General features: G+C 68.8%; 13 protein-coding genes and 1 pseudogene. 7 read left to right on the top strand and 7 right to left on the bottom strand.

All coding sequences use genetic code 11. From position 1 onward, the window contains the following. Positions 1–60: 60 nt before the first annotated feature. Positions 61–618 (bottom strand): hypothetical protein, encoded by a 558-nt coding sequence (locus tag HPF_RS00970; protein ID WP_066152309.1) that lies wholly within the window; start codon positions 616–618, stop codon positions 61–63. Between the two features lie 103 nt (positions 619–721). Here HPF_RS00970 and HPF_RS00965 point away from each other — a divergent pair, with 103 nt between their 5' ends. The 3 genes from HPF_RS00965 to HPF_RS00955 all read left to right on the top strand — a co-directional run bounded on the left by HPF_RS00965 (position 722) and on the right by HPF_RS00955 (position 3,033). Next, positions 722–1,711, top strand: a complete 990-nt coding sequence (locus tag HPF_RS00965; protein ID WP_066152582.1) for a LysR family transcriptional regulator — start codon at positions 722–724, stop codon at positions 1,709–1,711. Then, positions 1,708–2,538 (top strand): metallophosphoesterase, encoded by an 831-nt coding sequence (locus HPF_RS00960; RefSeq protein ID WP_133155482.1) that lies wholly within the window; start codon positions 1,708–1,710, stop codon positions 2,536–2,538. The genes HPF_RS00965 and HPF_RS00960 overlap by 4 nt, the downstream gene beginning before the upstream one ends. Before the next feature lie 72 nt (positions 2,539–2,610). Then, complete coding sequence (locus HPF_RS00955; RefSeq protein WP_133155481.1) at positions 2,611–3,033, top strand: universal stress protein; 423 nt, start codon at positions 2,611–2,613, stop codon at positions 3,031–3,033. Positions 3,034–3,048: 15 nt separating this feature from the next. Here the strand turns inward: HPF_RS00955 and HPF_RS00950 are convergent, their stop codons facing one another. After that, positions 3,049–3,687, bottom strand: a complete 639-nt coding sequence (locus tag HPF_RS00950) for a TetR/AcrR family transcriptional regulator (RefSeq protein ID WP_066152300.1) — start codon at positions 3,685–3,687, stop codon at positions 3,049–3,051. Between the two features lie 207 nt (positions 3,688–3,894). Here HPF_RS00950 and HPF_RS00945 point away from each other — a divergent pair, with 207 nt between their 5' ends. Together HPF_RS00945 and HPF_RS00940 are read left to right on the top strand one after the other, a co-directional pair. Then, positions 3,895–4,404, top strand: coding sequence for a fasciclin domain-containing protein (locus tag HPF_RS00945; RefSeq protein ID WP_133155480.1), 510 nt, complete (start codon positions 3,895–3,897; stop codon positions 4,402–4,404). Positions 4,405–4,459: 55 nt separating this feature from the next. Next, complete coding sequence (locus tag HPF_RS00940; protein WP_066152297.1) at positions 4,460–4,915, top strand: fasciclin domain-containing protein; 456 nt, start codon at positions 4,460–4,462, stop codon at positions 4,913–4,915. Here the strand turns inward: HPF_RS00940 and HPF_RS00935 are convergent. Genes HPF_RS00935 through HPF_RS00915 form a run of 5 tightly spaced genes read right to left on the bottom strand, consistent with a single transcriptional unit; the run spans position 4,902 to position 10,033 of the window. Next, positions 4,902–5,879: a LysR family transcriptional regulator ArgP gene (locus HPF_RS00935; RefSeq protein ID WP_133155479.1), complete on the bottom strand. Its 978-nt coding sequence runs from the start codon at positions 5,877–5,879 to the stop codon at positions 4,902–4,904. The two genes, HPF_RS00940 and HPF_RS00935, sit on opposite strands and share 14 nt — an antisense overlap. A gap of 22 nt (positions 5,880–5,901) precedes the next feature. Next, positions 5,902–6,834, bottom strand: coding sequence for a M14 family zinc carboxypeptidase (locus HPF_RS00930; RefSeq protein WP_133155478.1), 933 nt, complete (start codon positions 6,832–6,834; stop codon positions 5,902–5,904). Positions 6,835–6,861: 27 nt separating this feature from the next. After that, complete coding sequence (locus tag HPF_RS00925) at positions 6,862–8,133, bottom strand: acyl-CoA dehydrogenase family protein (protein WP_133155477.1); 1,272 nt, start codon at positions 8,131–8,133, stop codon at positions 6,862–6,864. A 32-nt stretch (positions 8,134–8,165) separates the two neighbouring features. Then, a complete protein-coding gene (locus HPF_RS00920) occupies positions 8,166–8,984 on the bottom strand; it encodes an alpha/beta fold hydrolase (RefSeq protein WP_133155476.1) in 819 nt (272 codons plus the stop codon). Then, a complete protein-coding gene (locus tag HPF_RS00915) occupies positions 8,981–10,033 on the bottom strand; it encodes a 2,5-dihydroxypyridine 5,6-dioxygenase NicX family protein (RefSeq protein WP_133155475.1) in 1,053 nt (350 codons plus the stop codon). Before HPF_RS00915 ends, HPF_RS00920 begins: the two co-directional genes overlap by 4 nt. 87 nt (positions 10,034–10,120) lie before the next feature. Here HPF_RS00915 and HPF_RS23815 point away from each other — a divergent pair. Continuing rightward, positions 10,121–10,639: pseudogene (locus HPF_RS23815) on the top strand (flavin reductase family protein); the annotation flags it as partial. Between the two features lie 538 nt (positions 10,640–11,177). Further along, positions 11,178–12,077: a DMT family transporter gene (locus tag HPF_RS00905; RefSeq protein WP_133155473.1), complete on the top strand. Its 900-nt coding sequence runs from the start codon at positions 11,178–11,180 to the stop codon at positions 12,075–12,077. Positions 12,078–12,094: the final 17 nt, after the last annotated feature.

Genomic DNA, 12,094 nt, shown 5'->3' with positions numbered 1-12,094 from the left:
CAAAACAAAAAGCCCCCCGGCGCCTGCCGGGGGGCTTTTTTCATGGGCGAAAGCGGAGGCTTACAGGTAGGGCAGGTAGCCCGTCTGGCGGCGCACTTCCATCTGGGCCCAGCGGCGCAGCGGTGCGGAGAAGCCCGTGTCCAGGCCCATCGGCGCCAGCGCGTCCGCATAGTCGTTCTTCGCCGCAACGGGCGAAGGGTTCAGTTCTTCGGCCAGTTCGGCTTCGCGGGCACGGGCCTGCATCAGCTCGGCCTTGAGGCGCGGATCGGTGCGGGCCAGGTCCCAGAGGCGGGCTTCGGCGCGGGCCTCGGCCAGCGAACGCGACCAGCTGTCGAGCGAGCGCAGCGTGGCCTTCGCCGCGCGGCGGGCGGTGCCGGCGAACAGGGCGGAGCCCGCGAAGATCACGACCCACAGGGCGACCCACCCCAGGAACAGGTGGCCATCGGCCCAGGAGCCGATCATCTGGTCGGCCAGCACGACAAGGGCGGCCACGGCGGCGGCGAGAAGCATGGTGGCCAGGCTGCGCGAGCCGTCGAAGCGGCTGGTGCGACCGATACCCCGGTCGGCGGCGGTGCCCATGCCGACGGGGGCGGAAGAGGGAGAGAAGACGGTGCTCATGGCGAACTCCTTTGAAAAATTTGTCTTTTGGACAGGCGAATACTAGGGTGAACCCTGATGTCACGCCAATTTATTTTTGTGATGAATTACATTCACGAAGATGATGAATGAGCTCAACTTCCGCACGCTGGACCTCAACCTGCTGAGGGTGTTCGACGAAGTCATGGCCGAGCGCAACCTCACCCGCGCGGCACACAACCTCGCGATGACGCAGCCAGCGGTGAGCAACGCGCTCAAGCGTTTGCGGGAACACCTGGGCGACGAACTGGTGCGGCGTTCCGGCTACGGTGTGGAGGCGACGCCGGTGGCACAGGCCCTGTGGCCCACGGTGCGGGACGCGCTGGCGCAGCTGCGCGAGTCCCTGTCGCCGGCCGACTTCGACCCGTCGACCGCAGGCAAGGCATTCGTGCTCGCCATGGCCGACGCCACTGCCGCCAAGCTGGTGCCCGGGCTGGTGGACCTGCTGGAAAAGGAAGCGCCGGGCGTGAACCTGCGCGTCGTGCCGCTGACCACACGCGATCCGCGCGAGCTGCTGGAATCCGGTTCAGCGGACCTGGCGGTCGGGCATTTCCCCGGCGTGATCGCCGAACTGACCGCGATCCACCTGCAGGAACACACCCCGCGCTTCCTGCACCAGCGGCTCTACGACGGCGAGTACGTGGTGGTGATGCGCCGCGACCATCCGCTGGCGGGACAACCGCTCACCATCGACGCCTACTGCGCCGCGCGCCACCTGCTGGTGAGCTTCTCTGGGCGGCCCTTTGGCTTTGTCGACGAGGCGCTGTCGGCGATGTCGCGCCAGCGCCGGGTGGTGATCACCGTCAACCAGTTCTTCACCGCCGGTCGGGTGGTGGCCAGCACCGACCTGCTGACCGTGCTGCCGCGGCACTTCGTCGAGGTCACCGGGATCGAGTCGGCGCTGACGCTGCGCGAGCTGCCGCTGCCGGTACCGGCGGTACACGTCGACGCCCTGTGGCACCGGCAGTCGGCGCACAACGGCGCGCACCGCTGGCTGCGGCAGGCGGTCGAGCGCGCGGCGCGGCGGGGCTTTGCGGATGCCGCGGCAGACGCTGCACCGACAATCGCGCCATGAAGCTCCAACTGCTCAGCGACCTGCACCTCGAAACCGACGCCAGCTTTGCCGCCACGCCCGCCGCAGACGCCGACCTGCTGGTGCTCGCGGGCGACATCGGCTCCTACCAGAAGCGGCGCGACGGCAGCGTGATGGACGAGCCCGACTGGGGCCTGCGGCGCTTCTCGCCCCTGCCCCAGCACGGCGGCTGGCCGACCCCGGTGCTGTTCGTGCCGGGCAACCACGAATACGACGGCCTCGACTGGGACGAGGCACACGCGGGCCTGCGCCGCACCTGCGACCGGCTCGGTATCGCCTGGCTGGAGCGCGAGACGCTGCAGATCGACCGGGTGCGCTTCATCGGCACCACGCTCTGGAGCGACTACGACGCGCTGGCCCCGGCAGACGCCACCGAGACCGATCGGCAGCGCCTGCGCGAGAAGGCCTTTCGCGCCGCCAATTTCTACCTGCACAAGATGGCCGGTCTGCGCAGCGGCGCACTGTTCGACGCGGCCGCCATGCGCGAGCTCGGACTGGAGTGCCAGGACTGGCTGCGCGAGGCACTGGCGCAGCCACACGACGGACCCACGGTCGTGGTGACGCACTTCGCGCCCACCCTGCACAGCGCCGACCCGCGCTACGGTTTGGCCCCCGGCACAGCCGGCTTCTGCAATGCGCTGGACGACCTGCTGCCCCTGGCCGATCTCTGGCTGCACGGACACCTGCATTGCGCGACCGACGCGCAGGTCGGCCGCTGCCGCATCATGGCCAATCCGCTGGGCTACGCGCGCAAGGGTGAGCAGGCCGATTTCAGACCCACACTGACGGTGCATGTGGAAATCCCATAGGAAAAGCCCCGCACCCCGCGCGTACACTGGTGCAATTCGCCCGCCTCAGGGGCACACAACCGGAGAGAGAACATGAAGATCCTGCTCGCTGTGGACGGCAGCGCATACACCAAGAAGATGCTGGCCTACCTGACCACCCACCTCGAGGTGTTCAGTGCCAACAACGAGTTCACCATCTTCACCGTGCAGATGCCCCTGCCTCCGCGCGCGCGCGCCGCCGTCGGTGCCGAGGTCGCCAACAGCTACTACGCCGAGGAAGCCGAGAAGGTCACCGCGCCCGTGGTGAAGTTCCTCAAGCGCCACGGCATCGAGCCCAAGGTCGTGCACAAGACCGGCTCACCCGGCGAACAGATCGCCAAGCAGGCCGACACCGGCAAGTACGACCTGGTCATGATGGGCTCGCACGGCCACAGCGCCCTGGGCAACCTGGTGATGGGCTCGGTCGCCACGCAGGTGCTGGCGCACTGCAGCGTGCCGGTGATGCTGGTGCGCTGACGCACCGCGCCAGCGTCAGCGCTGGCGCAATCCGTCGAAGCAGGTGCTGAGCACCATGTCGATGATCTGGCCGTCGCTGTACAGGCCGGACCCCTTGAGAAACCCCAGCACCGGGTCGCAGGCCCGGGCATAGAGGGTGTACAGCACCGCGATCGGCGGCAGGGCCGGGTTGACGCTGCCCTGCTGCTGGGCCGCCTCGATCCAGGCGCCCAGCCGGTCGCTCACATCCATCAACCCGTCCACATAGGCCTTGTTCGTCGTCAGCGACGCACGCAGGCTGGAGTTCTCGCTGGGCAGCGAGGGCATTTCCCCGGCCAGTTGCACCTCCATGGTCCAGCGCGCCACCTGGCGCAGCAGGTCCAGCGGCGGCGCCTTCGGGTCCAGCGTGTCCAGGAAGGCCCGCGCCCGGTTCATCACCTTGACCATCGCGGCAGCGGCCAGGTCTTCCTTGCTCGGGAAGTGCTTGTAGAGGCTGGCCTTGGCGATGCCCACCTCGGCGGCGACCTCGTCCACCGTCATCGACTCGAACCCCTTTTCGGCCAGCAGCCGGTTGACCACCGAGACGATCGCGTCCTCGCGCGCCAGATGCATCTGTTCGCGAAAACTGCGCTTGGGGGAAGAACGGGGAGTCGGAGAGGAAACGGCGGTGGTCATGGTCAATCTTTGGGCAGCACTCGCATTGTGCCGCAAATGGACGCCAAAGTAGATAACCATACTTACAAGTATATTTTTTATACTAATTGGTCACTTTTTGATCTCGTGCGACTAATATCCCGCCCGGACAGCAGCGGACCCTGAATCCGGAGCACCCCGCCCCGGCGCCGGCTGTCTCTATCCACCCCACGCCTGAAGGAGACCGAGATGCCGATTCCGAGACGTTCCCTGTTGCTGGCCGGTGCCACGGCGGGCCTGCTGACCGCCTGCGGTGGCGGTGACGACGACCACGCACCACCCAACATCGTGGCCACCGCCCAGGCCACGCCCAACCTGAGCATCCTGGTGGAGGCCGTGGTTGCGGCCGGCCTGGTCGACGCCCTCAGCGCGCCCGGGCCATTGACCGTGTTCGCGCCCACCAACGCCGCGTTCGCCGCGTTGCTGACCGAGCTGGGCGTCACCAAAGAAGCGCTGCTGGCCGACAAGTCGCTGCTGACCGCCGTGCTCACCTACCACGTGGTGTCCGGCCGGGTGCTGAAGGACCAGGTGCCGGTCAACACCCCCATCGCGACCCTGCAGGGCGCGAGCTTCACCGTCGGCGGCGATCTGCGCATCACCGACGGCCGCGGCCGCCAGGCGGCCATCGTCGCCACCGACATCCTGTGCAGCAACGGCGTGGTGCACCTGATCGACCGGGTGATCCTGCCGCCGGCCTGATCCCCTGTTCTTTTTTTCCCCGTCCCCTGTCATCAACCCCTCCTAGGAGTTACCCATGAAGAAGTCCCTGATCGCCTCCGTCATCGCCCTGGCCACCCTGGGTTCCGCCCACGCCAAGGACATCGTCGACACCGCCGTTGCGGCAGGCTCGTTCAAGACCCTGGCCACGGCTCTGCAGGCCGCCGGTCTGGTCGACACGCTCAAGGGCAAGGGCCCGTTCACCGTGTTTGCGCCCACCGACGAAGCCTTCGCCAAGGTGCCCAAGGCCGATCTGGATGCCTTGCTGGCGGACAAGGCCAAGCTGACCGCCGTGCTGACCTACCACGTGGTCCCGGGCAAGGTGATGGCCGCCGACGTCAAGGCCGGCAAGGTCAAGACGGTTCAGGGCAGCGAGATCACCGTGGCCACCACCGGCGGCGTGAAGGTGGATGCCGCCAATGTGGTGAAGACGGACATCGTCGCCGACAACGGCGTGATCCACGTCATCGACAGCGTCATCATGCCGAAGTGACGCCCGCACCCCTGCGCTTCGAACCCCGCCCCGGCGGGGTTTTTTGTGTGCCGGTGGGCAGCAGGTTGTGCTTGGCCGCCCCGGTCAGCGCCGCAGTCAGTGCGTCCAGCACGCCCGAACTCAGGTTCCAGCAGTGCCAGTACAGCGTCACGCTCAGCCGGTGCCGCGGCGCCAGGTTCACCAGCTCGCCAGTGGCGAGCTGGTCGCGCACCAGCAGCTCGGGCAGCACGCTCACGCCCCAGCCGGCCTGAACCGCTCGCAGCTGCCCGACGCTGGACGGCACGTACAACTGCTTGAGCCCCACTCGCGGCAGGCCGAAGGCCTGCTCCACGAAACCGTGCTGCTGATAGTCCTTGCGATTGAACGCGACAAAAGGCAGCTGATGGAAGTTGTGGGCGCTGAGGCCCTTGGGGCAACGGTTGCGGGCGAAATCCGCCTGCGCCACGGCCACATAGTCCATGCAGCCCAGTGGCACCATCCTGCAGCCGCGCAGCGTCTGTCCCAGCGAGGTGACGCAACCCAGCACCTGGCCCTCGCGCAACCACTCCTGGGTGAATTCCTCGTTGTCGGTGATGATTTCCACCGGCAGGCCCTGACGCACCAGCGCGTCCAGCGCCGGCATCGCCCAGGTGGCGATGCTGTCGGCATTGATCGCGATCGAGACGCGCTCCTCGTCCCGCCCCGCCCCGCCGGCGCCCGGCGCCAGCTCTCTGAGTTCGGTCTCCAGATCGGCGCGCAGCAGCCGCATCATCTTGGCGTGCTTGAGCATGAGTTGCCCCGCGGGTGTGGGCTTAAGCGGCCGGCTGCGCACGATGAGCACGGTGCCCACCTGCGCCTCCAGCGCGCGCAGGCGCTGCGACACCGCCGACTGCGTGATCGACAGGCGCTGCGCCGCGCGTTCAAAACCGCCCTCTTCGATGATGGCGGCCAGACACTCCAGGGCGTCGGGATCAAAGGTGCTCATGCGTTCTCCGCGCGTGGGGTGGTCAGCCGGTCTTCTTCACCTTGACCGGCAGCACCTTGGCGTCACCCTCGGTGGGGATGACGCGCTCGCTCATCCAGCGCAGCAGGTCCAGCCACATCTGGCGCATCTCGGCGTCCAGCGGGGTGCGGATGGCGCTGGGCAGCTCGATGGTGACCACCGGCATGCCCTTGTGCACGCCGCCGTAGTTGCCCAGGCTGCCGGGGAAGATGCCGACCTGGTCGAGGTAGAGGCGGCCCAGGCGCGCCGGCGGCACGGTGGGGCCGTCGAAGTCGAGCACGCCGTAGGGCGCGTGGATGCTCACGATCAGGTCGGGCTGGAAGCGCTCCATCTCTTCGTGAAAGAACTTCGACTCCGGCTCGGACAGGGGCTTGGGACCGGGCCAGCGGCGCGGGTCTTTCTTCGTCCGTTGTTCCCAGTAGATCTTGGCGTCGCGCGTCCAGTTGGGCGTCGGGAAGTTGCGGTTGAGGTCGACGCCGCGGGCGTTGACCCGCTTGGCGGGCCGGGCCATCAGGCCGTCGGGGTTGAGGGCCGGGATGAAGCGCCAGTGCACGTTGGACGGTGTCTCCACGGCGCGCTGGATCCAGTGCAGCGCCACCGAGGCCGAGGACAGTTCGTCGCCGTGCATGGCGCCCACCACCAGCACCCGCACCTTGGCGTCCGGAGCCATCACGTCGCGCTGGTACAGCGTGCGGCCCTGCACCGACACGCCACCGCTGGTGGGCTTGAGCTGGGCCGCGCGGCACAGCGGTGCCTTCACGTTGGGCAGGCGCGCGACGAACTCGATGCAGGGGTCGACCGGCGCCTTCGCGAAGGGCTGTGCCAGCGCTGCCGGGGGGGTTCCACCCAAAGTCGGCAGCAGCGCCAGCGCCGCCAGCAGGCGGCGCCCAGGGCGCATCGGGCGTTGAGAGGAAGCGGCAGCGCGGTGTCGGGTCATCCCCGCGATTCTAGGGACCCGCCCTGTTCACTCGTCCCTTTCGCCGGGCTCGTACAAGGTCTCGCGGCCCATGCGGTCGAGGATCAGCTCGGCCGTCCAGGGCAGCATCAGCGCGCCGCAGCGGCTGTCGCGGTACAGGCGCTCCAGCGGCAGGTGCTTGAGCATGCTCTGGCCGCCGCAGGTGCGGATGGCCAGCCGCGCGAGGTCGTTGGCGCCTTCCATCACCGCGTGGTGCGCGGCGTAGAGGCGCAGCTTCTCGTCCTTGCTCGGGTTGGGTTTGGCCTCGAAGATGGCGCGGGTGAACAGGCTCTTCATGGCTTCGAGCTGCAGCCGCATCTGCGCCACCGTGATCTGCTTGGTGGGGAACTGGCGGCGCTTGATCGGTGGCTCGCCCGGCACCTCGCCGCGCAGGTACTGCACCGTGAAGTCGTACGCCGCGTTCGCCACGCCCAGGTAAGTGGGCGAGAGCGTGAAAAACATGGCCGGCCAGGTCTGCGCGCCCTTGAAGTAGATGCCGCGCGGCATGAGCTGCTCGTCGTCGCTCACGAACACGTCCTTGAACGTGAGGTTGCGGCTGACGGTGCCGCGCATGCCCAGCGGGTCCCAGTCGCCGCTGATGGAGAAGCCCTCGGCCGTGGCGGGCACGCTGATGTAGAGCGTGTCGCGGGCGTCGGGGTGGTGGTCGCCCTTGTCTTCGGTGCAGAGCACGCCGTAGTAGTCGGCCGCGCCCGAGAGGCTCGCCCAGATCTTGCGGCCGTTGATGAGCCAGCCGCCCTCGACCTTCTTCGCCGTGGTGCCAAAGGGCGCGCGGCCCGCCGCGGCCGCCGTGCCTTCGCTGAAGGGTTGGGCGTAGAGCTTGCCCTCGTTCACGATGCGCGCGAAGTGCAGCTTGCGCCGCGCCGCGTGTTCGGCGCGCTGCTCGTCGCTCATCGCAATGCCGTCGGCCAGCACGCCGGTCCACATGGTCGAGCAGATGTGCATGTTCCAGGTCAGCGCGGTGGCACCGCAGAAGCGCCCGATCTCGGCCGCGACCATCATGTAGGTCGGGAAGTCGGCCCCCGCGCCGCCGAACTCGACCGGCACGCAGAGCTTGAGGAAGCCCTGTTCGCGCAGGTCGTCGTAGTTGGCGAAGGGGAAGCTGGCTTCTTTGTCCCACTGCGCGGCGCGGGCGGCGAACTTGTCGCGGCCCAGCACGTGCGCCTTGGCCAGCCACTCGCGCTGCAGCGGCGTGAAGGGCATGTCGCCCACGGCGGGGGTGAAGTCCAGGCCGGTGACCGGGTTGACGGGGCGGGTGCTCATCGGGGTTGTCTCCTCTGGTGGGGGTGTTGGATTCAGTGCAGGTCCGGGCGCGCCCTCGGCGCGGACTCGCGGAGGAAATCCAGCAGGATGCGGTCGAACTCGTCCGGCGCTTCCAGGTTCATCAGGTGGCCCACGCCGGCCATCTCGGTGTAGCGCGCGTTCGGGATCTGCTGCGCCATCTGCTTCATCACCGCGGGCGAGGCCACGCGGTCGAACTCGCCACCCACCAGCAGCGTGGGCACGCCGATGTGGGCCAGCGCGGCCTGCCGGTCGAAGGTGACGATGCAGTCCAGCGCGCGGCGGTAGGTGGCGGCCGGCACGCGGCCCATGCACTGCTCGGCCAGGCGCACGCCCTCGGGCAGCGAGCCCGGGCCAACCATCTGCGGCACCAGCTTCGCGGCCATGTCGGCCATGCTCTGTCCCGCGTCCAGCGGCGCGGTGCGTTGCGCGATGAACTGCTGCGCCCAGGCCTCGGCCGACTTGCCGTCGCTGCGCTTGCCGAAGGCCGCCGAGGTGCCGCAGAGCATGAGCTTGCACACTTTCTCTGGGCGCCTGGCCACGACTTCCTGCGCCACCATGCCGCCCATGCTGTGCCCCACCAAAACCACGCTCTCGCATTGCAGCGCATCGATGAGGTTGATGCAGCTCTGCGCCAGCCCCTTGAAGGTGTAGGGCTCGATGGGCGCGCTGTGGCCGTAGCCGGGCATGTCCCAGGCCACCGCGCGGTAGCCCACGCTGGCCAGGGTCTCGACCTGGGGCGCAAAGGCCAGGTGCCCGCCGCCGATGCCGTGCAGCATGAGCACGGTGGTTGCGCCATCGCCCAGGGTGGTGAACGTCGGGATGCTGCTCACGCGACCACCTTTCCGGCGTCGACCACCACCGCGCCATCGAGCGACACGGTGCAGTCGCGCATCGGCCAGTCGAAGTGGCCGCGCGTGTAGCGGCCGGCGGTTTCGTTGGCGCCGGTGCTGTAGAGGAAGTTGCCGGCGAAGGCGCGCAGCTCGGTGCCGTTGAAGTCGCGCTTGTCGTAGAGCGCCATGCTGTCCCAGCGCGCGGCCTCGCACAGGCCGTAGCCCACGTGGCTCACCGCGTAGGCCTCTTTTTCGCCCCAGGCCGCGAAGTACGAACGCAGCAGTTCGGCGTCCACGCCGCCGCCGTCGATGTGGGTCACGTAGTCGTGTTCGATGGTCAGCGTGATCGGGCGTTCGATGTAGCGCTTGAAGGTCAGGTTCATGTCGCCCTCGGCCAGCACCAGCCGGCCGCTGACGCTGCCCGCCGCCGGGAAGGCCAGCACCAGGCCGCCGGGCCAGTGGGTCAGCGTGCCGGGGCGCGTGGTGCTGCCCCAGTTGCCGCCCACCACCGCACCCTGCAGCGAAACCGAGAGCTCGGTGCCGGCGGGCGAGGTCACGCGCATGGTCTTCGCGCCGCGCAGGCGCTTGACGTGTTCCTTCACCCGCGCCTCGGTCGCGTCGTCAGGCAGCAGGCGCGCCAGCGCCTCGGGGTGCTCGTTGCTGACGTAGACGATGCGCGGCTGGGTGATGCCGTTGCCCTGCAGGATGGCGGGCAGCTCGGGCGCATGCATCAGGCCCTCGACCGTGCAATCGATCACCAAGGTGCAGGCCTGCAATGCCGCGATCACCGGCAACTGCTGTTGAATGGCCGGTGATGCCCCGGTGGAGCGCGTCACGGGTTCGCCCGCGGCGCCGAACACGGAGGGCAGGGTCAGCACGAAGGCCGGGGCCCCGAGCCGCGCCGCCGCCAGGCGCGCCAGTTCGACCAGCACCGGACGGCTCTGGCTTTCGCCGAGAATCGCAACCGTGTCGCCCGGCTGCAGCGCACAACGCCGCAGCACCGCTTCAAACGCGTCGATCCAGGCGGGTTCGATCCGCTCCTGCAACATGGGTCGTCTCCTGTTTTGGGGGGCCTGCCATCGGGGAAATGGCGGTCGCGGGCCCATTATTCATGAATTTTCATATAAATTGCAGCCATGTCCCCGTCCCGTGCCGCCGGCCACGCCGCCCAACCGCCCGATTTCTCGCCGCGCGACTTCCGCGCGACGCTGGGCATGTTCGCGACCGGCGTCACCATCGTCACGGCGCGCAACGACCAGGGTGAGCCCGTCGGCCTGACGGCCAGCTCGTTCAATTCCGTCTCGCTGGACCCGCCGCTGGTGCTGTGGAGCCTGGGCAAGGCGGCCGGCTCGATGGCGGTGTTCAGCAACGGCCGGCACTACGCGATCAATGTGCTGGCCGCCGACCAGCAGGCGCTGGCCGAGCGCTTTGCCGCGCGCGGCGTCGACCGCTGGGCCGGGGTCGCCTACACCGACGGCGCGGGCGGCGCGCCGCTGCTCGAAGGCAGCGTCGCCACCTTCGAGTGCTTCAACCGCAGCCAGTACACCGAGGGCGACCACGTGATCTTCGTCGGCGAGGTCGAGCGCTGCGCGCGCCGCGCCGACGCCTCGCCCCTGCTCTACCACGGCGGCCGCTTCTACACCGAGCACCCGCTGCACGGCGCACCGGCCGACGCGAGCGCGCCGCGGCCGCCCGACGGCCGCTTCGTCGGCAGCTACCTGGGCTACCTGCTCGGCCAGGCCAGCCATGCGGTCTACCGGGACTTCGAGAACGCCATCGCCGCCCAGGGCCTGACCCACATCGCCTGGCGCGTGCTGGCCGTGCTGCACGACGCCGCGCTCAGCCACCCCGAGAACCAGGGCGCCATCGCCGTCGGCCAGCTGGCGCACGACGTGCTGGCCAAACAGCCCACCGTCACCAAGCTCGTGCAGCGCATGGCCGAGGACGGCCTGCTGGCACTGCTGGCCGACCCGGCCGACCAGCGCCGCACCCTGGTGGCCGCCACCGCCGAAGGCCGGCGCATCGCCGCCGCGCTGATCGAACAGGCCCGCGCGCAGGAAAGCCACCTGCTCTCGCGCTGGTCGGCGCACGAGGCGGACACGCTCAAGCGACACTTGCAGAAGCTGGCATCCGGCCAGTAAGGCGCCGCACGCGACATGCGTCGCGCCGCGCCTGCGCTACCCTCCTGCCCCCATGACCGCCGTCCAACGCAAAGACCACCTCGACACCTTCGCCATCACCGTGCTGGTGGCCTGCTGCGCCTTCTGGGGCTTCCAGCAGATCCTGATCAAGTTCGCCGGCCGCGAGATCCCGCCGCTGTGGCAGGCCTCGGTGCGCATGGCCGGCGCCACGGCCCTGCTCTGGCTCTGGTGCCAGCTGCGCGGCGTGAAGCTGTTCCACCGCGACGGCTCGCTCCGGGGCGGGCTGGTGGTCGGCCTGCTGTTCGCGGCCGAGTTCTGCCTGATCTATCTCGGGCTGCAGCACACCAGTGCCTCGCGCCTGACGGTGTTCCTCTACACCAGCCCGTTCTGGGTGGCGGTGCTGCTGCCGCGCTTCGTGCCGTCGGAGAAGCTGCGCACGATCCAGTGGATCGGCCTGGTGATCGCCTTCGGCGCGGTGGGCATCGCCTTCAGCGAAGCCTTCCTGCACGGCTCCGCGCCGGGCCAGTGGAAGGGCGACGCCATGGGCCTGGCGGCCGGCATGTTCTGGGGCCTGACCACCCTCGCGATCCGCACCACCAAGGTGGCCACCATCCAGGCCGAGAAGTCGCTGTTCTACCAGCTGAGCGTGACCGCCCTGGTCTGCCCGGTGCTGTCGCTGGTGCTGGGCGAAACCTGGTCCTTCGACTACTCCGCCCTGGCCTGGGGTTCGGTGTTTCTGCAGACCGCCGTGGGCGCCTTCGCCAGCTACCTGGCCTGGATGTGGATGCTGCGCCACTACCCCGCGACGCAGATGTCCACCTTCACCTTCCTCACTCCGCTGTTCGCGCTGGTGTTCGGTGTGGTGCTGCTGGGCGAGCCGCTGACCCTGCAGCTGGTGCTGGCACTGCTGGGCGTGGCGGCGGGGATCGTGCTGGTGAGCCGCAAGGGCTGACCAGCACGTCCCTTCAG

Origin of the sequence: Hydrogenophaga pseudoflava (assembly GCF_004353865.1) — a bacterium.
In the GTDB taxonomy this organism is placed as follows: Bacteria; Pseudomonadota; Gammaproteobacteria; order Burkholderiales; family Burkholderiaceae_C; genus Hydrogenophaga; species Hydrogenophaga pseudoflava.
Note: the sequence above shows the minus strand (reverse complement) of the source record. Positions and strands in the feature narration are given on the sequence as shown.

Coding starts and splice junctions, on each gene's coding strand:
- HPF_RS00970 (WP_066152309.1), bottom strand. CDS start 618: ATGAGCACCGTCTTCTCTCCCTCTTCCGCCCCCGTCGGCATGGGCACC.
- HPF_RS00965 (WP_066152582.1), top strand. CDS start 722: ATGAATGAGCTCAACTTCCGCACGCTGGACCTCAACCTGCTGAGGGTG.
- HPF_RS00960 (WP_133155482.1), top strand. CDS start 1,708: ATGAAGCTCCAACTGCTCAGCGACCTGCACCTCGAAACCGACGCCAGC.
- HPF_RS00955 (WP_133155481.1), top strand. CDS start 2,611: ATGAAGATCCTGCTCGCTGTGGACGGCAGCGCATACACCAAGAAGATG.
- HPF_RS00950 (WP_066152300.1), bottom strand. CDS start 3,687: ATGACCACCGCCGTTTCCTCTCCGACTCCCCGTTCTTCCCCCAAGCGC.
- HPF_RS00945 (WP_133155480.1), top strand. CDS start 3,895: ATGCCGATTCCGAGACGTTCCCTGTTGCTGGCCGGTGCCACGGCGGGC.
- HPF_RS00940 (WP_066152297.1), top strand. CDS start 4,460: ATGAAGAAGTCCCTGATCGCCTCCGTCATCGCCCTGGCCACCCTGGGT.
- HPF_RS00935 (WP_133155479.1), bottom strand. CDS start 5,879: ATGAGCACCTTTGATCCCGACGCCCTGGAGTGTCTGGCCGCCATCATC.
- HPF_RS00930 (WP_133155478.1), bottom strand. CDS start 6,834: ATGACCCGACACCGCGCTGCCGCTTCCTCTCAACGCCCGATGCGCCCT.
- HPF_RS00925 (WP_133155477.1), bottom strand. CDS start 8,133: ATGAGCACCCGCCCCGTCAACCCGGTCACCGGCCTGGACTTCACCCCC.
- HPF_RS00915 (WP_133155475.1), bottom strand. CDS start 10,033: ATGTTGCAGGAGCGGATCGAACCCGCCTGGATCGACGCGTTTGAAGCG.
- HPF_RS00905 (WP_133155473.1), top strand. CDS start 11,178: ATGACCGCCGTCCAACGCAAAGACCACCTCGACACCTTCGCCATCACC.